This window comes from Mediterraneibacter flintii, assembly GCF_055387595.1.
On record NZ_AP031405.1, the window covers coordinates 2909545 to 2927988 of the forward strand.

Consider the following 18444-nt stretch of genomic DNA (forward strand, 5'->3'; position numbering starts at 1 on the left):
AAACTAATTGTATATACAAATCTTATCAATTCACCAGATAATCTTATGCTATCATATAGTTTCTGAATTTTCAACACAATTCATCAACTCTTTTTCAAATTTCGGACATATCCACATTTCTCATCTGAACAAACTAATTTATTTCCTTTTTCTACCATGTATTTCCCACATTCCGGACACTTCTCTTTAGATGGTTTCTGCCATGACATAAATTCACATTCTGGATTATTCTCGCAGCCAAAATACTTTCTTCCTTTCTTCGTCTTGCGGATAACCACTTCCTTCCCGCACACCGGACACGGCACTCCGATTTTTTCAAGATATGGCTTTGTATTGCGACATTCCGGAAAGCCAGGGCAGGCCAGGAATTTACCGTGAGGGCCATATTTAATTACCATATTTCTTCCACATTCCTCACAGATAACATCCGTCACTTCATCTTCAATTTTTACACTTTCCAACTCTTTTTCTGCCGTATTTACCGCTTCATTTAAATCTGGATAGAAATTGCGTATGACTTCTTTCCATTCCACCTTACCTTCTTCCACCATGTCCAAAAGCCCTTCCATATTTGCCGTAAAATTTACATCTACAATGCTCGGGAAGGAATGCTTCATAATGTTGTTTACAACTTCGCCAATTTCTGTAATATACAGATTTTTCGCTTCTTTTATGATGTACCGTCTACCCAAAATTGTAGAAATTGTCGGCGCATACGTACTCGGCCGTCCAATTCCAAGCTCCTCTAATGTTTTTACAAGCGTCGCCTCGGTATAATGTGCAGGCGGCTGTGTAAAATGCTGCTTGGAATCAAAGCTTTCTTTTTCAAGAACCGAATCTTCTTTTAATCCACCTACCAATACATTGCTCTCTTCTTTTTCCTCATCAGCTTCTGTATAAACCAGACGGAATCCCTGAAAGACAATTTTAGAAGTCGCTACTGTAAATATATATTCTCCGGCTCCGATTCGTACCGATGTTGTTTCATAACGCGCCGGCTGCATTCTGCTGGCCGCAAACCGCTTCCATATCAACTGATACAGCCGAAACTGGTCTCTTGTAAGAGAATCTTTCAAGGAGGCCGGTGTCCTTGCAATATCTGTAGGACGAATTGCCTCATGGGCATCCTGAATCTTTTTCTCTGCTTTTTTTGCTGACGCCTGTTCCGTTACATATTCTTTTCCATAGGTTTCTGCTATATATTCTCTTGCCGCTGCGTCTGCCTCTTCTGAAATTCTCGTAGAGTCTGTACGCAGGTACGTAATCACACCGACTGTTCCATTTCCTTTGATGTCGATTCCCTCATATAACTGCTGGGCAATCCGCATGGTCTTTTGCGTTCCAAAATTCAGTACCTTCGCTGCCTCCTGCTGCAATGTACTTGTGGTAAACGGAAGAGGTGCTTTTCTGATCCTTTCCCCTCTTTTAATATTTTTCACAGCAAATTTTTCTTTTTCTAACTGTGCAAGTATTTTATCCAGCTCTTCTTTCGATCCGATCGTGATTTTCTCTTTTTCTGTTCCGTAGAACTTTGCCGTCAACGGACGTTTCTCTCCCTCTATCTTTAAAATTACGTCCAGACTCCAGTATTCTTCTGGAATAAAGGCATTGATTTCTTCTTCCCTGTCCGCAATCAGACGAAGCGCTACAGACTGTACTCTTCCGGCGCTCAAGCCTCTTTTTACCTTTGCCCAAAGCAAAGGGCTTATCCGGTATCCTACCATCCGGTCTAATACACGGCGTGCCTGCTGTGCATCTACCAGGTTCATATCAATGTCACGCGGATGTTTCAAGGATGCTTTCACTGCGTTTTTTGTAATTTCATTAAATGTAATTCTGCGCATTTTCTTGGAATCTAACTTTAAAGCTGCCGCTAAATGCCATGAAATCGCCTCTCCTTCTCGATCAGGGTCAGTCGCCAGATATACTTTGTCTGCCTTCTTCGCTTCTTTCCTTAGTTTGGCCAGAATATCTCCCTTTCCTCTTATCGTAATGTACTTCGGTTCATAGTCCTGCTCCACATCCACGCCCAACTGGCTTTTCGGCAGATCCCGAACATGTCCCTGAGAAGCGTCCACCGTATAGCTTCCCCCTAAAAATTTTTTAATTGTTTTCACCTTCGCGGGCGACTCCACGATTACAAGATAATGTGCCATAAAACAATTTTCCTCCATCGGCAATTATGTCTACTTGATTTTTATATAATAATTCTTTGATATTTCTCTGATAAATCCCTGTAACTCCAAAGATACTAACCTCTGTAAAAGTTCTTCGCTCTCCAGTCTGGTTTCTTCCAGCAACTGACTGATACTCTTGGGATACAGACCGACACAACTATACACCATATTTTCGGGACTTTCAAGCATTTTTTTATTTTTGTCTGAATTTTTATTGCCTGGTACCGCATGAATCCCTATCTCTTCCAACAGTATTTCCGGTGACAGTAAAATCCCTGCACCCTGCCTGATAAGCTGGTTACACCCTTCGCTTAGCCCGCTATTTACAGGGCCTGGAAGGGCATAGATATCTCTGCCTTGTTCCAACGCCATATCTGCAGTAATCAAGGAGCCACTTCGCTTCCGCGCCTCTATCACAAGTACTGTGTCTGACATTCCACTGATGATCCGGTTACGCATAGGAAAATGAATGGACAGAGGTGGTGTCCCCGGAGGCTGTTCCGACAAAATCCCGCCTCCCTGTTCCAAAATATCCACATACAGCCCCATATGTTCTTTCGGATAGCAGACGTCTACGCCTGATCCAAGCACAGCAAATGTTTTTCCCTTCCCCAGCAGTGCGCCTCTTTGTCCCATTCCGTCGATTCCCCTCGCAAGTCCGCTTATAATTTCTACTCCGTATTCTGCCAGCATTTTTCCAAATTCCAGGGCGTATTTCTCACCATATGGTGTACACCTCCTGGCCCCTACGATTGCCGCATGCTTCTTCGTTTCATCCGGCAGGCTCCCCTTCACGTACAATGCATATGGAAAATCTGCTATTTCTTTCAATTTCGAAGGGTACGCATCCATAAAACAGGTTATAAAGTGAATCCCTTTTTCTTCCAGTTTTTCATAGGCAATTTTTATATTTTTCTCTTTTTGTGCCTGCATAATTGTATTTCGTTCCTTCTCATTTAAGAACGTCAGTTTTCTCATTTCTGTTTCTTCTATATAATAAACTCTCTCCGCGGATTTCATGTGCGTATGAAGAAGATATTTTTTCTGATTCGGCAAATGCCGGATGCGTGCCAGCCAATATTCATATTCCTTTTTTGTCTCTGTCATTTTCCATCACCTTCCCCAATATTTTTTATCCAGTGTCCTGTATCCTATTGCCTCTCTTAAATGCTTCGCATGGATATTCTCACTTTCATCCATGTCAGCTATCGTACGCGCGACTTTTAATATCTTGTGATAAGAGCGTGCTGTCAGCTTCATTGTCTCAAATGCCTGCTGCAAAATATGCTTCCCCTCATTGTCGAGGGGACAAAATCTCTCTGTCTCTTTGATTCCCATCATACTATTTGTGTAGATTTCCATACCACTTTCCAAAAATCTGTTTTTTTGTATCTTCCTTGTCCTTACAATTCTCTCTCTGATGTCTGCCGAACTTTCTGTTTTCTTTTTTGTTGTCAGTTCTTCATACGTCACTCTGGGAGCCTCCACACAAATATCTATGCGATCCAAAAAAGGCTGGCTGATTTTTCTAAGATAATTTTGAATCTGTGCCGGAGAACACACGCATCGCTCCATATCTGGATAGCAGCCGCAGGGGCATGGGTTCATCGCGGCTACTAAAATAAAATTTGCCGGAAAAATGTAACTGCCATGTACCCGATTGATCTCAATTTTCTTTTCCTCCAACGGCTGCCTGAGTACTTCAAGTACCGTTTTACGAAACTCCGGCAGTTCATCCAGAAACAAAACTCCGCTGTGCGCAAGGCTGATTTCTCCCGGCGACGGAACCAGGCCGCCTCCTGTAAGAGCTGCTTTTGTCGCTGTATGGTGCACACTGCGAAACGGACGTCGCTCAATCAACGGCTGTTTGGGGTCCACAAGTCCGGCTATACTGTATATTTTTGTCACCTCCATACTTTCTTCAAATGACATGGGCGGAAGTATCGTCGCCATTCTCTTTGCCGTCATAGATTTTCCACTGCCAGGCGGCCCTACCAGCAAAAAATTATGGCCGCCTGATACGGCAATCTCTGCCGCGCGCTTCACTGCCTCCTGTCCCTGTATATCCGCAAAGTCCAATGTTTCTTTCATTTGGTGCTTTTTTCTGTTTCTCCCGCTACATAGAGATGTGCTGCATATACTTTCTCCATTTAGATACATGCATACCTCCTTTAAGCTTTCTGCACCGATAATTTCCATCCCGCCTGCCAGCAAGCCTTCCGCCGCATTTTCTTTCGGCAGAATGCAGGTTTTCACCTGCATTTCTTTCGCTTCTATTACAATTGGCAGAATGCCTGGCACTTTCAATAGTCTCCCATCCAGCCCCAGCTCTCCGATAAAAAGCTTATCCTTTATTGCCTTCTTCGGTATTTTTCCAAGAGCAGTTAAGATTGCCACTGCAATGGGCAGATCAAAGGATGCTCCTTTCTTCTTTATCGTTGCAGGTGAAAGGTTTACAACGGTTCTCTTAGGGGGATATTCCAGACCCGTATTCTTGATTGCCGTTCGTACCCTTTCAGCCGCTTCTTTTACTTCCGACGAAAGGTATCCCACCATGTGAAATACCGGAAGACCATTGCTGATATCCGCTTCTACACGGATAAATTCCACTCCAATCCCACGCACTGCTGCCGTAAATACTGTACTTGTACTCATAAACTGCTCCTCTTGGCAGAAAACCTGACACATCAAAACACCACAAAATAAAAAACATGAAAAACTGAAAATTGACCGAATCGGTCAGATACCTTGTAAAAAGGCAAGACTGCCGGAAAGGATTCTCTCCGGAAATGTATACCCAAAAGGGCATACCGTAATACATTCCCTTCGGGAGGGCGGGCTTCGCCCTATAAGGTATGTATATGATAGCTTATGCAGCCAGAAGCTGTCAAGTAAATGCTCTGATTTTGTCCTTCTTTTCGTTGGAAAAGCACAAATTCTGCCACTTCCTCATAAACTATATCAAATGCGCTTAGAGGTGCTTCTCTTGAAATCATTTCCCAATCCCCTCACTCCTTCCGAAGAAAAATATTACATCCAGAAATATACAGAAGGAGACCTTCAGGCAAAGCACATCTTAATCGAACGAAACTTGCGCCTCGTCGCACATGTCATAAAAAAATACCAGTATCTGGATGAAGACCCTGAAGATCTCATCTCTATCGGAACGATCGGTCTTATCAAGGCTGTAGTCACCTTCAATCCCGACAAAGGAAACCGTCTCGCCGCTTACGCCTCCCGCTGTGTGGAAAATGAAATCTTAATGTATCTGCGGGCGAAAAAGAAAACAAACAAAGAAATCTCCCTCTATGAACCAATCGGCACTGACCGGGAGGGGAATGAAATTAAGCTATATGATATTATTGAGACTGGAGAATTTGATGTCCCCGAAAAAGTCTATCTCAAAGAAAATATTCAAAAGCTCTATGAGAAGGTAGAAAGTGAATTGTCAAATAGAGAAAAGCTTGTGTTAAAAATGAGATATGGACTCTACAATGGAGAAGAATATACACAGCGGGAAATTGCCAGACAACTCGGCATTTCCCGTTCCTACGTTTCCAGAATCGAAAAAAGCGCAATCGAAAAACTACGAAAATTCTTCACATAAAACAGAATCCTTCCTGTTATAAAAACAGAGTCCTCCTTTTGTGTTCAATATATACAAAAAGGTTTATATATACTGCATAACACAAAAAGGAACTCTGTTTTTCTGTCACTATTCTCTTTCAAGATTCACTGCTGTTTTCGATACAGACAGGCTTTATTTCTCGGCTCTTCTTAAAATATCATACTTTTCTGCTTCCCCGTCTAATTCTACGAACAGCGTCTGTTTCGGATGGGGAGCACTGTTTTGTTCTTCTCCGTCCACATTTATAATCCTCTTTACTGTCGTTTCTATGTTTCTCCCGTCAGGCTTCATAATTTCTATTTTTTCTCCGACAGAAAATTTGTTGCGCTGTTCAATCCGGACACGGCCCTCTCTTATTTCTTCTACAATCCCCAGATACGTATATTCTTTTACATACGTATTGCTGTCATAAATCTGTGTATTTTCATCCGGCTTTCCAAAGAAAAAGCCTGTTGTAAACTGCCGGTACGTACAGTTTGAGATCTGCTCTAAATACCAAGGCATATTTTGCTCATACAGCTTTGGATCCCTCTGGTAATCGTCAATCGCCTTCCGGTATGTCCTCGCCACCGTCGCTACATACAAGGCTGTTTTCATCCTTCCTTCCACCTTCAGACTGTCAATACCTGCACCAAGCAGTTCCGGAATATATTCTATCATACACAAATCTTTTGAATTAAAAATATACGTTCCCCGTTCATTTTCATAAACCGGCATGTATTCTCCCGGCCGCGTCTCCTCCACAACGGCATACTTCCAGCGGCACGGATGCGTGCAGGCGCCGCGGTTTGCATCCCTGCCTGTAAAATAATTACTCAAAAGACAGCGTCCGGAGTAGGATATGCACATCGCCCCGTGTACAAATGCTTCTATCTCTAAATCCTCCGGGATATTTTCTCTCAATTCTTTTATCTCTTTTAATGACAGTTCCCGCGCCGCAACGACACGGCTTGCACCTTGTTTATGCCAGAACTGATATGTCCTGTAATTTGTATTATTTGCCTGTGTACTGACATGCCGTTCGATTTCAGGACAGACTTCTTTTGCAATCTCAAAAACGCCTGGATCTGCGATAATCAAACCATCTGGCTTTATCGCCTTTAACTCTTCAAAATATGCTTTTACTCCAGGCAAATCCTCATTGTGGGCCAAAATATTCGCTGTCACATATACCTTTACGTCATGTGCATGTGCAAAAGCAATTCCCTCCTGCATCTCTTGCATCGTGAAATTCTTTGCCTTTGCCCGAAGTCCAAATGCCTCCCCTCCGATATACACTGCATCTGCTCCAAATACTACCGCGGTCTTCAGCACTTCTAAGCTGCTCGCGGGAATCAGTAATTCAGGATGTCTGCTCATACTTTTTTTCCTTTCTCTTTGATGTAACATCTCTTTAACAGAAGTAGGGCTTTTACTCAACCTGTCCTGCCAGAATTTTTCACACTGACTGCCACGCCGTCTCCTAGTGGAAGGATCGACGTAACCAGTTCTTTTGTATGTTTCAGTTCGTACAGATATTCTCTCATTCTGGCATGAATCGTACGATTTCGGCGTTCTACCGCAAATCTAGACTCGATAACTTCCCCGCCTTGCATAACATTATCCGATACCAAAACCCCGCCCTTGTCAAGAAGGCGAAGTACCTCCGGAAGATAATGAATGTACTGCCCCTTAGCCGCATCCATAAAAATAAAATCATACGATCCGTTTAACTCCTTTAAAACCCGGGCGGCATCTCCCTCTATTAAAACAATCTGCTCTTCCTTTCCGGCCCGCCGGAAATTTTCCCTTGCCAGAGGAATCCGTTTTTCATAGTTTTCAATTGTCGTTATCCGACAGTCTGCCGGAACACATTCACTCATCAGCAACGCAGAAAATCCTACCGCTGTCCCAACCTCTAAAATGTTCTCTGGTTCTTTCAGCGCCAGAAGCATTTTAAGGAAGCTCTGCATCTCCTTCCTTATGATTGGCACGTGAGACGCCAGAGCTTCCTTTTCTATTTTTTCTAATATTTCGCTATTCTGCGTTTCGAAAGAATTGATGAATGTAACGATACGTTCATCTACTATCATCCCTTACACATCCACATCCATAATAATCGGAATAACCATTGGTTTTCTCTTTGTCTTTTTCCAGATAAAGTCATTCATAGTATCCCGAATCACCAGTTTAATTTTATTCCAGTCTGTATTTCGTCCGGAAAGACATTTATCCAGGGCATCTGACACGACTTTTCTTGCCTCTTCCATAAGACCTTCTGACTCTCTTACATAGACAAAGCCTCTGGACACAATATCCGGCCCAGCCAAAAGACGATTCGTCCTGCGCTCCAGTGTCAGCACTACGATCATGATGCCGTCCTCCGCAAGGTGCTGTCTGTCACGCAGTACAATATTTCCTACATCTCCGACTCCAAGTCCGTCTACAAGAATTGCACCCGTATGCACCTTATCTACGACCTTCGCCTCTTCCTCACTGACCTCCAAAACATCTCCTGACTGTATAATAAACGTATTCTCTTTCGGAATTCCAAGTGACTTTGCAATCTCTGCATTTGCCTTTAAATGTCTGTATTCTCCATGCACCGGTATCGCATACTTAGGTTTTACAAGGGAATAAATCAATTTCAGCTCCTCCTGGCATGCGTGACCGGAGACATGCGCATCCTGGAAAATAACCTCCGCGCCTTTTGCTGACAGTTCATTGATCACGCGAGATACAGACTTTTCATTCCCTGGAATCGGATTGGAGCTAAAAATAATGGTGTCATTCGGCTGAATTGTCACCTTGCGGTGTACATCTGCCGCCATTCTCGACAATGCTGCCATAGATTCTCCCTGGCTTCCCGTTGTGATAAGCACCATCTTCTCCGGCGGGTAATTCTTCATCTGATCGATCTCAATCAGTGTATTGTCCGGCACATTTAAGTACCCTAATTCCGACGCCGTAGAAATAATATTCACCATGCTGCGCCCTTCCACAACGACCTTCCGCCCATATTTATATGCGGAGTTAATAATCTGCTGTACACGATCTACATTGGATGCAAAAGTAGCAATAATCAGGCGTGTATTCTGATGCTCCGCAAAAATGTGGTCAAACGTAATCCCCACCGTCCTCTCGGACTGTGTAAATCCCTTGCGCTCCGCGTTCGTACTGTCAGACATCAGCGCCAGCACACCCTTCTTTCCAAGCTCCGCGAAACGCTGTAAATCGATCGCGTCTCCAAATACCGGAGTATAGTCCACCTTAAAGTCTCCCGTATGCACTACAATGCCGGCAGGAGAATAAATTGCCAGAGCAGACGCATCCTGTATGCTGTGATTTGTCTTGATAAACTCAATCCTGAATTTCCCCAGATTAATCGACTGCCCGTGGCGTACCACCTTACGCTTTGTCCCTCTTACCAGGTTATGTTCTTTTAGTTTATTCTCAATGATTCCCATTGTCAGCTTTGTCGTATAAATCGGCAGATTGATCTCTTTTAATACATAAGGCAGCGCTCCTATATGGTCCTCATGTCCGTGAGTAATCACAAACCCTTTTACTTTCTCCGCATTATCCTTTAAATAGGTGACATCTGGTATTACCAAATCAATCCCCAGCATATCATCCTCCGGAAACGCAAGCCCGCAGTCTACCACAATAATGCTATCCTCAAATTCAAATGCCGTAATATTCATACCTATCTGCTCAAGACCGCCCAATGGTATAATACGCAATTTCCCTTTATTTTCTTTTTTCAAAAATTCAACACCTCCATCAGTTTTATGTAATCCCTTACATTTTCATAAAAAGGAGTGTCCATACTTTCTTGCACACGAAAAAAACAGCAGTTTATGTAAGCTGCTCATAAGCTTCGGCGTACAGAAGGATTATTTTTCCTTTTTCAAACACTCTTTACACTGTCCGTAAAACTTCAGCTCATGGTCCAGTACATGAAATCCGGTTGCCTCTTCAATGTGACTCTCCAACTCATCTAGGAGGTCGTCTCCAAAAGGAATTACCTTCTTACATGTCCGGCATATTAGATGATGGTGATTATGTTTCATCTCTCCTTCGAAGAGATGACCAATCTCATAACGCACACACCCATCATCCAGATTAATCCGATCCACCAGCTGCATATCCCACAGAAGCTGCAAAGCACGGTAAACTGTTGCCAGTCCAATCTCCGGATAGTTCTCTGACACCAGCTCATAAATATCTTCCGCAGTCATATGTCTGCCACTGTTTTCTGCCAGCACTGACAAAACGAGCAGCCTCTGATGTGTTACCTTCAGTCCTTTTTCTTTTAATTTCGCTTTCAGCAGTTCCTGCACCTTTTTTTGTTCCATCAGTGATACTCCATTTTATGCTGTAAGTAAATCTATTGTAAATATCCAAAAAGGATTTTACATTTCAATGTTTACGTCTTCTAACAGCTCCTCAAAAACTTTGGATACTGCCAGAAGCTCTGTATCTTCTTCCACAATCTCATAGACGCTTTCCGCCGTCCTGCCTTCCGTTACTTCCTTTAAAATCAGACATTCCGCGTCGTCCTTTTGTGAATCCGTTACGAGTATGTAGACAAAGCCTCCTATTTTCGTCTGTTCCAGCACGAAAAATTCAGCCTCCCCACTTCCATCTGCGAACGCAAACTTAATTTTTTCCATTTAAGAGCCCCTTATCTGGTTTTCACTTCTGCCCCGTCCTATGATTCCTTGTTTTTCATGTGCAAAGAATCTAAGTATCCCTGCAGAATGAATACCGCCGCAATCTTATCAATATATTTTTTACGATTTTCCCGCCTTACTTTACTCTCCATCAACACACGCTCTGCTGCTACTGTAGTCAGTCTTTCATCCCATAGTTCAACTTCCAAACCTGTCCTGCGCAAGAGCATATCACGAAATTCCATTGTCTTTTCTGCGCGTTCTCCGATATCATTATTCATGTGTTTTGGAAAACCAAGCACAATTTTCTCTACCCCGTATTCTTTCACCAGTTCTTCTATACGTGCCAGAGTACGGCGCAGCTTGTTCTCCTCTTTCCGTTCGATTGTCTCTACTCCCTGGGCAGTCAGACTAAGTCCGTCACTTACTGCGACTCCTACTGTCTTTGTGCCATAATCCAGTCCCATAATTCTCATATCCGATTATTCCCAAGAATGGTGCTCAATATACGCTTTTAATAATTCTTCTACCAGTTCATCCCTCTCTACTTTCATAATGAGGCTTCGCGCTCCATTATAACTGGTAATGTAAGTCGGGTCACCCGACATAATATATCCTACGATCTGGTTTACCGGATTATACCCCTTCTCTTTGAGCGCCTTGAACACAATTTCCAGTATATCTTTTGCTGAAATCTGCGGCCCTGGCTCTACCTGAAAAAACTGGGTATTGCTTAAATCGCTCATGTTTTCTCCTCCTTTTCATCTGCAAATCATTCTGACCGAAATGCCAAATATCCTATTTACAATTCTAATATAACCCTTTTTAAAATTCAATGAATAATTTGCAAATCGTTGTCAATTTGAACTTTTATGATACAATTTTGCAAATTTCTGTCGTCTTCTAGTGCAATTTTCATATATTCCTTTGTATGTCCCGTCCAGACTTTTTTTCCATTATATATTACCTGCTCTTCAATCAGCACTTCTGCTTCCCTGCCCTTGTATTCCTGGATATACTTTCTCCGGTTTTCTTCTCCTAAAGCTATCAGGACACTGCTCCTTTCGGCTTTTATGTGTTCCGGCACCTGGTTGTCCATTTCTGCCGCCTTCGTCCCTTCCCGCCTGGAATATTTAAAAATGTGGGTTTCATAAAATCCGACTTTTTCAATAAATTTCTTTGTTGTTTCAAACTCTTCTTCTGTCTCCTGCGGAAATCCAACGATAACGTCCGTAGTCAACGCGGGATTCTGAAAATACTTTCTTAGAATATTACATTTTTCGTAGTATTCTGCGCTTGTATATCTGCGGTTCATCCGCTTTAATGTCGCGTCACAGCCGCTTTGCATAGACAAGTGAAAATGCGGACAGATTTTAGGAAGCTTAGACAGTGTCTCTGCAAATTCTTCCGTCACAATCCGCGGTTCTAAAGAGCCGAGCCGGATTCGTTTGACTCCGTCTATCTCATGCACCGATAGAATCAGGGAAAGAAGATCTTCTTTTTTTTCTTTAAAATCGATCCCATAAGAGCTTAAATGAATCCCCGTCAACACGATTTCCTGATAACCGTTTCGCGAAAGTGTTTCTACTTCTCTTAACACATCTTCCTTGTCTCTGCTGCGCACTCTGCCTCTGGCATAGGGAATAATGCAATAGGAACAGAACTGATTACAGCCGTCTTGAACCTTGATATAAGCGCGGGTGTGCTCCTGGGGATTCGTAAGATACATTCTTTCATATTCCTGTGTATGCTGTATATCAGCCAACTCTTCTATTCCCGCACCTGTTCCTGTCTCTTGTTTTTCAAAAAATTCTTCGAGAACTGAAACCAAATCTTTTTTTCTGTTATTCCCAAGTACAATATCAATACAGGAATCCTTTTCGTCTTTCTTGTCCTGTGCCTGCACATAACACCCCGCTGCCACCACAACCGCATTTGGGTTCATTTTTCTGGCCCGGTGAAGCATCTGGCGCGATTTTCTGTCTGCTATATTTGTGACCGTACAGGTATTAATGACGTAAACGTCTGCCCCCTCCTGGAACGGAACGATTTCATATCCCGCCTTTTCCAGCATCTCCTGCATGGCTTCCGTTTCATAAGCGTTTACTTTACATCCTAAATTATGCAATGCTGCTTTTTTCATTGTTTATTTTCCTTCTTTGTTTCTTGACTTTTAAACTGTCATCCCGTAGAATATATGTAAGGTTCGTAAGAACCAGCAGTATGTATATCAAGGAGGGATGGTAACATGAAAACTGTACAGATTTCTTTAAATTCTATCGACAAAGTAAAGTCATTCGTCAACGAGATTACAAAGTATGACAACGACTTTGATTTAGTATCCGGAAGATATGTAATAGATGCCAAATCAATCATGGGTATTTTCAGCCTGGATCTTTCTAAGCCGATTGATTTAAATATCCATGCAGATGGAGATTTAGATAATATTATGAAAGCTCTGGAACCTTACATCATTAAATAAGAAAGCCAAAAGCTGTCTCCTTCGTGAGACAGCTTTTAACTGTCTTTCGTATTATTTCACCTGTACGATTTCCGCAGTTTCAACTGCCTCTCTAAAAAGACTTTCCATCTTCTCGTTTAAGTTTTCTTCTGATTTCTCTATTCGTTCTAAATTCGGCTTTGTCACCGGATGCTTTGCCACAAAAATCGTACAGCAGTCCTCATAAGGCTGAATGGACGTCTCATACGTGTCTATCTTCTCTGAAATTTCTACAATTTCTTTCTTGTCAAATCCGATTAAAGGGCGATACACCGGCATGGTACATACCGCATTTGTCACAGCCAGACTTTGCATTGTCTGACTTGCCACCTGTCCGATACTTTCTCCCGTTACCAGCCCCAGACATCCGTCCTTTTTTGCAAAATACTCTGCTATCTTCATCATATACCGCCGCATAATAATCGTCAGCTCTTCATGCGGGCACTGCTCATAAATGTATAGCTGTATATCTGTAAAATTCACCACATGCAGCTTTATCGGGCCGGCATATTTTGAGACAATTCTGGCAAGATCCACCACTTTTTCTTTTGCCCGTTCACTTGTGTACGGCGGTGCATGAAAATAAACTGCTTCCAGTTCCACTCCACGTTTCGCCACCATATAGCCGGCAACCGGACTGTCAATCCCGCCGGAAAGCAAAAGCATTGCACTTCCATTTGTTCCCACCGGCATTCCGCCTGGCCCCGGAATAATCTCTGAATACAGATAGATCTCTTCTCTGATTTCTACATTCAGACGAATATCTGGATGATGCACATCTACCTTCATCTCTGGGAAAGCATCTAAAATCGCGCCGCCCAGCTCGCAGTTTATCTCCATAGAGTTCATTGGATACTGTTTCTTTGCTCTTCGTGCCTCCACCTTGAACGTTTTCTTTTTATCCGGATACATTTCTTCAATAAAATGAATCACATCCTTTTGAAGCTCTTCAAATCCTTTATCCTCTATACGCACAACGGGACAAATTCCCACAATTCCAAATACACTTTTTAAACGCTCTACCGTCTCTTCATAATCATATCTGCCCTCACAGTCTACATAGACTCTCCCATGACACTTGTGGACAAAAAATTTCCCGTCCACTTCTTTTAAGGCAAATTTAATCTGGCGCATCAAAGCATCCTCAAATAAATATCTGTTTTTTCCTTTGATTCCTATCTCACCGTATTTTATTAAAAATGAATGAAATTCCATTTCGCTCTCCTTTGAAAACCTACCTTCACAAAACGCTCCTTTATCTTATTTAGTGTCGTATATATTTCCGAAGCACTGGTATACAATTATATAGTGTTTCCAGTGTATAGTCAATTTCTTCTTTTGTTGTAAACTCTGACATGCTGAACCGAAGGGTTGCGTCCAGGTACTCTCTTGCTGCTCCGATCCCCTTAAGCACTCCGCTGACGGATGGGTGATTGGAAGAACAGGCAGAACCAGACGAAACATAGATCCCTTTTTCCTCCAATGCATGGAGGAGCACTTCGCTTCGGATCCCTGCTACTCCTAAACTGATAATATGAGGTGCACTATTCTCGTCTGTCAGCCCGTGTACTGTTGTATCTTTTATTTTAGAAATTCCTTTAAGAAAATATTCTTTTAACTCTCTCATCAGAGCTACCTTCATATCCAAATCCTGGTATATCATCCAAGAGGCAAGTCCCAGCCCCGCGATTCCAGGAACATTTTCTGTACCGGAACGAATATTTTTCTGTTGTTCTCCTCCAAATACAATAGGCTGTATCTTTACCTTCTCGTTAATATAGAGAAACCCGATTCCTTTTGGCCCGTGTATCTTATGGCCGCTTGCCGTCAGAAGATCAATTCCTGTTCGTTTTGGATAAATGTGATATTTTCCAAACCCCTGCACAGCATCCGAATGAAAAAGAATCTTTGAATTATACTGCTTTACAATTTTCGCCGCCTCTTCGATGGGCTGTACAGAACCCACCTCATTGTTTACATACATGATGGAAACCAGTATCGTCTCTTCGCACAACTCCTCTTTTAATACATTCAGCTTAATTTTCCCATTTTCATCTACTGGCAGATACGTGACGCGAAACCCTTCTTCTTCCAGGTAATGCATTGTATTTAAGATCGCGGGATGCTCAATAGAAGAAGTAATCAAATGATTTCCTGCTCTTCTGTTCGCCCGCGCACAGCCAATCAACGCAAGATTATCACTCTCTGTACCACCGGAGGTGAAGAAAATCTCCTTCGGTGCAGCCTTCAAAATTTTGGCAATTCTTTCTTTTGCCTCTTTCACATAATGCTCTGCCTCTATTCCTTTTTTATGCATGGAGGATGGATTCCCATAATCCTGGCACATCACTTTATATACCAGCTCTCCTACTTCCGGATAGCATCTGGTTGTAGCAGAGTTATCTAAATAAACTTCCATGATATTGCTTCCTTTACTTTTTCTTACTATTAAATTATGACATCATCCTTCCAGATGATACATCAATATGGACAATACCGCAAGCCCTGCCGTCTCTGTGCGCAGAATACGCCTGCCTAGGGTTATCACAGATGCGCCTGCCTCCTCTGCCTGTTCTATCTCCCATTTTTCAAATCCGCCCTCCGGACCTATGAAGATTCCTACAGACTGTTCCGGCTGGATTCTTGAGAAGATTTCTTTTGTCTTTTCCATTCCTTCTGCCAGTTCGTAAGGAATCACAAGCATGTCCAACTCCTTTGCACAGGAAAGCGCTTCTTCCCATGATAAAACCTCTCTTACTTCTGGTATCCTGCCTCTGCCCGATTGCTCTGCCGCCCCCTTCGCGATCAAATTCCACCTTTCTTCCTTTCGCCGGCTTTTTTTCTCATCCAGTTTGACAACGCTTCGTTTTGTCTGTACGGGAATGATCTGATATGCTCCCAGTTCTACCGCTTTTTGCACAATCATCTCCATCTTGTCTCCTTTGGGAAGCCCTTGAAAGAGATACAGCTTTGCCGGCAGCTCTGTATCGTTTTCCTGTTTTTTTAATATGTCTAAAACCGCCTGATCCGTCTCGAATTTTTCCAGACAGCACAGATAGGTATTTCCTGCACTGTCGCTGATCGTTACATCCTCTCCGGCTTTCATGCGCAGGACATTTTTCATATGCTTGACGTCCCCGCCCTCTATATACACTTTATTTTCCCTGACGCAGGAAGGTTCTACAAAAAAATGATGCATAATAACTCCTTTAACTTTTTCTTGCAGTGACGCAGACCCATTCTCCCTGGTATGTCACATCCAGCACTTCCAGCCCTGCTTTTTTTACCGCCTCTACAACTGTCTGCTCTTTGTCATCTATAATTCCACTCGTAATGTAAATACCACCCGACTTTAACTGATGCACCACTACCGGAGTCAGCTGCGTCAACACATCTGCGAGAATATTCGCCACTACTATATCATAGCACTCGTAGCCTACCTTATCTTGGATTTCCTTATCATCAATGATATTTCCTATCATAACTTCATACTGATTTTTCGAAATTCCGTTTTCTTTCATATTTTCATATGTTGCTTCGATCGCACAGGGATCCAGATCTGTTCCTACACTGTAGGCAGCCCCGAATTTAAGCGCCAGCATTCCGAGGATTCCACTTCCGCAGCCTACATCCAGAATTTTTGTCTGCTCCTTTACGTACTTTCGGATCTGTCGGATACACAACTGTGTTGTCTCATGCATGCCTGTTCCAAACGCCGTGCCCGGATCGATGTGGATCACCAGTTTGTCGTTATCTTCCGGCTTTACTTTTTCCCAGGACGGAATAATCAATATATCATCCACATAAAACTGGTGAAAATATTGTTTCCAATTATTCACCCAGTCTACATCTTCTGTCTGGGACTCCTCAATCGTCAGTTCTCCTGCATCTACATACGTTCTGATTTCTTCCAGCTCTCTTGTGACCTGTGCAAGAATCGTTTCCTTTTCTTCTCCCTCCTCCAGATAGAAGCTTAAATATGCAACTCCGTCATCTTCCTGGGACTCTGGCAAAATGTCCACAAACATCTGCTCCTTGTCTGACTGGCTAAGCGGTATTTTATCTTCGATTTCCACTCCTTGAATCCCCAAATCCATCAACATACTGCTGACAATATCCTCTGCCTCTGTGGTTGTCTTTAACCGGAATTTATTCCATTTCATTTTTCTTCCTCCTGAAACCATACATTCAAATCTACCGCCCCTTCAATCCCCGGCACACTTCCTGACTCCGAATACTGCCATACAGAAAAATCATACGGACACTGGGGCGTATTTTCATAATCTGCATACCATATATCGTACCCGGTCAGCTCCTCCATGTAAAGTGTAAACGCCATCCATTTCATATTGGCATAAATCATTGTCTCATATCCTGCTTCCTCGATTCTATCGCAGAATATAATACAGTTATCCGTAAATTGTTCTCTGGTATTCTCGTCTGTACGCGCCGTATCTCCTTTTATTTCTTCTGTATCAAATACAACTGGCAGTTCTAGTTTGCGCCCTTCCAAAGTCTGGAGCACAAACTCTGCTTCTTCCTTTGCCTCTTTATCAGAGACAGCCTGCGAAAAGAAGTACACGCCTGTTTTTAATCCGGCAGCCTGTGCTCCCTTTATGTTCTGCTCGAACCTTTCATCTAAAACCAGCCTTCCTTCAGCTCCGTATCCGCGGTATCCCAGACGGATAATCGCAAATTCTATGCCGCTTTCTTTTACGACATTCCAGTCAATCTCCCCTTGAAATTCTGACACGTCGATTCCGATTGCAGAAGAAACGCCCTCCTCTTTTTCCTCATAGTATTTATAGCCATTCTCCTCTTTTAAATACCGGTAATCATAGGTACACTTCGGCACATCTGCAAGCAGCGCAGCCTCGTATTTCTGTCCATATACATCCACAAATGTATAGACCTGATTTTCTCTGTCTGGCTGCTTTTCTTTCTCCACCGCCTGCTCTGCCAATGTTTCCTTTCCTTTTTCCTGGCAAGAAGGAATCACAGCCATGCACAAACATATACCGCACAAAAAATAAATTTTCCTTTTCATTCTCCTCTTTTCCCGACATATATGGTATCCCCTGCTTCCATTCTGCCTCCGCAAAGCACCTTTGCAAAAATTCCTTCTCTTGGCATAATGCAGTCTCCCATTTTCTGATAAATTTCACATCCATGATGACATTCTTTTCCAATCTGCGTTATCTCAAGCACTACATCATTACAGACCAAACGCGTCCCTACCGGCAGTGTTCTAAGATCTATCCCCTGGACAATCAGATTTTCTCCAAATGCCCCCTCTGATACATCTGCTCCCTTTTTTCTGAATTCTTCTATCTTTTCATGGGACAAAAGGCTCACCTGCCTGTGCCACTTTCCGGCATGAGCATCTCCTTCAATTCCATAATCTTCAATAAACACCGCGCTTTTTATCTCTTTTTTCTGCGTCCCTTTCTGAGCGCTAATACAGATGGCCAGCACTTTTCCTAT

The 18444-nt window shown here is 42.8% G+C and carries 19 protein-coding genes; 2 read left to right on the forward strand and 17 right to left on the reverse strand.

Annotation, left to right across the window (positions count from 1 at the left end; all coding sequences use genetic code 11):
• Positions 1–83: 83 nt before the first annotated feature.
• From topA to ACZ5C4_RS13985, 3 genes are read right to left on the reverse strand one after another with little or no spacing between them, the layout of a single operon-like run.
• Positions 84–2156 carry a type I DNA topoisomerase gene (topA, locus tag ACZ5C4_RS13975; RefSeq protein WP_464521547.1) on the reverse strand — a complete coding sequence of 691 codons (2073 nt, stop codon included), beginning with the start codon at positions 2154–2156 and terminating at the stop codon, positions 84–86.
• A 30-nt stretch (positions 2157–2186) separates the two neighbouring features.
• Positions 2187–3284, reverse strand: a complete 1098-nt coding sequence (gene dprA / locus ACZ5C4_RS13980) for a DNA-processing protein DprA (RefSeq protein WP_464521548.1) — start codon at positions 3282–3284, stop codon at positions 2187–2189.
• A 6-nt stretch (positions 3285–3290) separates the two neighbouring features.
• Positions 3291–4832, reverse strand: a complete 1542-nt coding sequence (locus ACZ5C4_RS13985) for a YifB family Mg chelatase-like AAA ATPase (RefSeq protein WP_464521549.1) — start codon at positions 4830–4832, stop codon at positions 3291–3293.
• Between the two features lie 331 nt (positions 4833–5163).
• Between ACZ5C4_RS13985 and sigK the strand changes: the two genes are divergently transcribed.
• On the forward strand, positions 5164–5784 hold the full coding sequence (gene sigK, locus ACZ5C4_RS13990; protein ID WP_186876905.1) for an RNA polymerase sporulation sigma factor SigK: 621 nt from the start codon (positions 5164–5166) through the stop codon (positions 5782–5784).
• 153 nt (positions 5785–5937) lie between these two features.
• On the opposite strand, the gene ACZ5C4_RS13995 is transcribed toward sigK, so the two are convergent.
• From ACZ5C4_RS13995 to mtaB, 8 genes are all read right to left on the reverse strand, one after another.
• Positions 5938–7164 (reverse strand): peptidase U32 family protein, encoded by a 1227-nt coding sequence (locus tag ACZ5C4_RS13995; RefSeq protein ID WP_464521550.1) that lies wholly within the window; start codon positions 7162–7164, stop codon positions 5938–5940.
• Positions 7165–7220: 56 nt separating this feature from the next.
• Entirely contained in the window at positions 7221–7877 is a 657-nt protein-coding gene (locus tag ACZ5C4_RS14000; protein WP_464521551.1) for an O-methyltransferase, read from the reverse strand.
• A gap of 3 nt (positions 7878–7880) precedes the next feature.
• On the reverse strand, positions 7881–9551 hold the full coding sequence (locus ACZ5C4_RS14005) for a ribonuclease J (RefSeq protein ID WP_464521552.1): 1671 nt from the start codon (positions 9549–9551) through the stop codon (positions 7881–7883).
• Positions 9552–9680: 129 nt separating this feature from the next.
• Complete coding sequence (locus ACZ5C4_RS14010; protein WP_186876909.1) at positions 9681–10142, reverse strand: Fur family transcriptional regulator; 462 nt, start codon at positions 10140–10142, stop codon at positions 9681–9683.
• Positions 10143–10199: 57 nt separating this feature from the next.
• Positions 10200–10460: a DUF1292 domain-containing protein gene (locus ACZ5C4_RS14015; protein WP_186876910.1), complete on the reverse strand. Its 261-nt coding sequence runs from the start codon at positions 10458–10460 to the stop codon at positions 10200–10202.
• Positions 10461–10498: 38 nt separating this feature from the next.
• Complete coding sequence (gene ruvX / locus ACZ5C4_RS14020; RefSeq protein WP_464521553.1) at positions 10499–10936, reverse strand: Holliday junction resolvase RuvX; 438 nt, start codon at positions 10934–10936, stop codon at positions 10499–10501.
• Between the two features lie 6 nt (positions 10937–10942).
• Positions 10943–11206, reverse strand: coding sequence for an IreB family regulatory phosphoprotein (locus ACZ5C4_RS14025; protein WP_186876912.1), 264 nt, complete (start codon positions 11204–11206; stop codon positions 10943–10945).
• 86 nt (positions 11207–11292) lie between these two features.
• Entirely contained in the window at positions 11293–12603 is a 1311-nt protein-coding gene (gene mtaB / locus ACZ5C4_RS14030; RefSeq protein WP_464521554.1) for a tRNA (N(6)-L-threonylcarbamoyladenosine(37)-C(2))-methylthiotransferase MtaB, read from the reverse strand.
• Positions 12604–12708: 105 nt separating this feature from the next.
• On the opposite strand from mtaB, the gene ACZ5C4_RS14035 reads away from it, so the two are divergent.
• A complete protein-coding gene (locus tag ACZ5C4_RS14035; protein ID WP_059068210.1) occupies positions 12709–12942 on the forward strand; it encodes an HPr family phosphocarrier protein in 234 nt (77 codons plus the stop codon).
• Between the two features lie 51 nt (positions 12943–12993).
• Here ACZ5C4_RS14035 and thiI read toward each other — a convergent pair whose 3' ends face one another.
• Genes thiI through ACZ5C4_RS14065 form a run of 6 tightly spaced genes read right to left on the reverse strand, consistent with a single transcriptional unit; the run spans position 12994 to position 18444 of the window.
• The gene (gene thiI, locus ACZ5C4_RS14040) at positions 12994–14175 is read right to left on the reverse strand and encodes a tRNA uracil 4-sulfurtransferase ThiI (RefSeq protein WP_464521555.1); all 1182 of its coding nucleotides are present in this window, start codon (positions 14173–14175) and stop codon (positions 12994–12996) included.
• 49 nt (positions 14176–14224) lie between these two features.
• Entirely contained in the window at positions 14225–15379 is a 1155-nt protein-coding gene (locus tag ACZ5C4_RS14045) for a cysteine desulfurase family protein (RefSeq protein WP_464521556.1), read from the reverse strand.
• Between the two features lie 42 nt (positions 15380–15421).
• Entirely contained in the window at positions 15422–16159 is a 738-nt protein-coding gene (locus tag ACZ5C4_RS14050) for a 16S rRNA (uracil(1498)-N(3))-methyltransferase (RefSeq protein ID WP_464521557.1), read from the reverse strand.
• Between the two features lie 10 nt (positions 16160–16169).
• On the reverse strand, positions 16170–17123 hold the full coding sequence (prmA, locus tag ACZ5C4_RS14055; protein ID WP_464521558.1) for a 50S ribosomal protein L11 methyltransferase: 954 nt from the start codon (positions 17121–17123) through the stop codon (positions 16170–16172).
• Positions 17120–18007 (reverse strand): glycoside hydrolase family 25 protein, encoded by an 888-nt coding sequence (locus ACZ5C4_RS14060; RefSeq protein ID WP_464521559.1) that lies wholly within the window; start codon positions 18005–18007, stop codon positions 17120–17122. Before ACZ5C4_RS14060 ends, prmA begins: the two co-directional genes overlap by 4 nt.
• Positions 18004–18444 carry an MOSC domain-containing protein gene (locus tag ACZ5C4_RS14065; protein WP_464522354.1) on the reverse strand — a complete coding sequence of 147 codons (441 nt, stop codon included), beginning with the start codon at positions 18442–18444 and terminating at the stop codon, positions 18004–18006. The genes ACZ5C4_RS14060 and ACZ5C4_RS14065 overlap by 4 nt, the downstream gene beginning before the upstream one ends.

What these genes read in the sequence shown, in the direction of transcription:
- topA (WP_464521547.1), bottom strand. Translation starts at nt 2,156, where the DNA reads ATGGCACATTATCTTGTAATCGTGGAGTCGCCCGCGAAGGTGAAAACA.
- dprA (WP_464521548.1), bottom strand. Translation starts at nt 3,284, where the DNA reads ATGACAGAGACAAAAAAGGAATATGAATATTGGCTGGCACGCATCCGG.
- ACZ5C4_RS13985 (WP_464521549.1), bottom strand. Translation starts at nt 4,832, where the DNA reads ATGAGTACAAGTACAGTATTTACGGCAGCAGTGCGTGGGATTGGAGTG.
- ACZ5C4_RS13995 (WP_464521550.1), bottom strand. Translation starts at nt 7,164, where the DNA reads ATGAGCAGACATCCTGAATTACTGATTCCCGCGAGCAGCTTAGAAGTG.
- ACZ5C4_RS14000 (WP_464521551.1), bottom strand. Translation starts at nt 7,877, where the DNA reads ATGATAGTAGATGAACGTATCGTTACATTCATCAATTCTTTCGAAACG.
- ACZ5C4_RS14010 (WP_186876909.1), bottom strand. Translation starts at nt 10,142, where the DNA reads ATGGAACAAAAAAAGGTGCAGGAACTGCTGAAAGCGAAATTAAAAGAA.
- ACZ5C4_RS14015 (WP_186876910.1), bottom strand. Translation starts at nt 10,460, where the DNA reads ATGGAAAAAATTAAGTTTGCGTTCGCAGATGGAAGTGGGGAGGCTGAA.
- ruvX (WP_464521553.1), bottom strand. Translation starts at nt 10,936, where the DNA reads ATGAGAATTATGGGACTGGATTATGGCACAAAGACAGTAGGAGTCGCA.
- ACZ5C4_RS14025 (WP_186876912.1), bottom strand. Translation starts at nt 11,206, where the DNA reads ATGAGCGATTTAAGCAATACCCAGTTTTTTCAGGTAGAGCCAGGGCCG.
- mtaB (WP_464521554.1), bottom strand. Translation starts at nt 12,603, where the DNA reads ATGAAAAAAGCAGCATTGCATAATTTAGGATGTAAAGTAAACGCTTAT.
- ACZ5C4_RS14035 (WP_059068210.1), top strand. Translation starts at nt 12,709, where the DNA reads ATGAAAACTGTACAGATTTCTTTAAATTCTATCGACAAAGTAAAGTCA.
- thiI (WP_464521555.1), bottom strand. Translation starts at nt 14,175, where the DNA reads ATGGAATTTCATTCATTTTTAATAAAATACGGTGAGATAGGAATCAAA.
- ACZ5C4_RS14045 (WP_464521556.1), bottom strand. Translation starts at nt 15,379, where the DNA reads ATGGAAGTTTATTTAGATAACTCTGCTACAACCAGATGCTATCCGGAA.
- ACZ5C4_RS14050 (WP_464521557.1), bottom strand. Translation starts at nt 16,159, where the DNA reads ATGCATCATTTTTTTGTAGAACCTTCCTGCGTCAGGGAAAATAAAGTG.
- prmA (WP_464521558.1), bottom strand. Translation starts at nt 17,123, where the DNA reads ATGAAATGGAATAAATTCCGGTTAAAGACAACCACAGAGGCAGAGGAT.
- ACZ5C4_RS14060 (WP_464521559.1), bottom strand. Translation starts at nt 18,007, where the DNA reads ATGAAAAGGAAAATTTATTTTTTGTGCGGTATATGTTTGTGCATGGCT.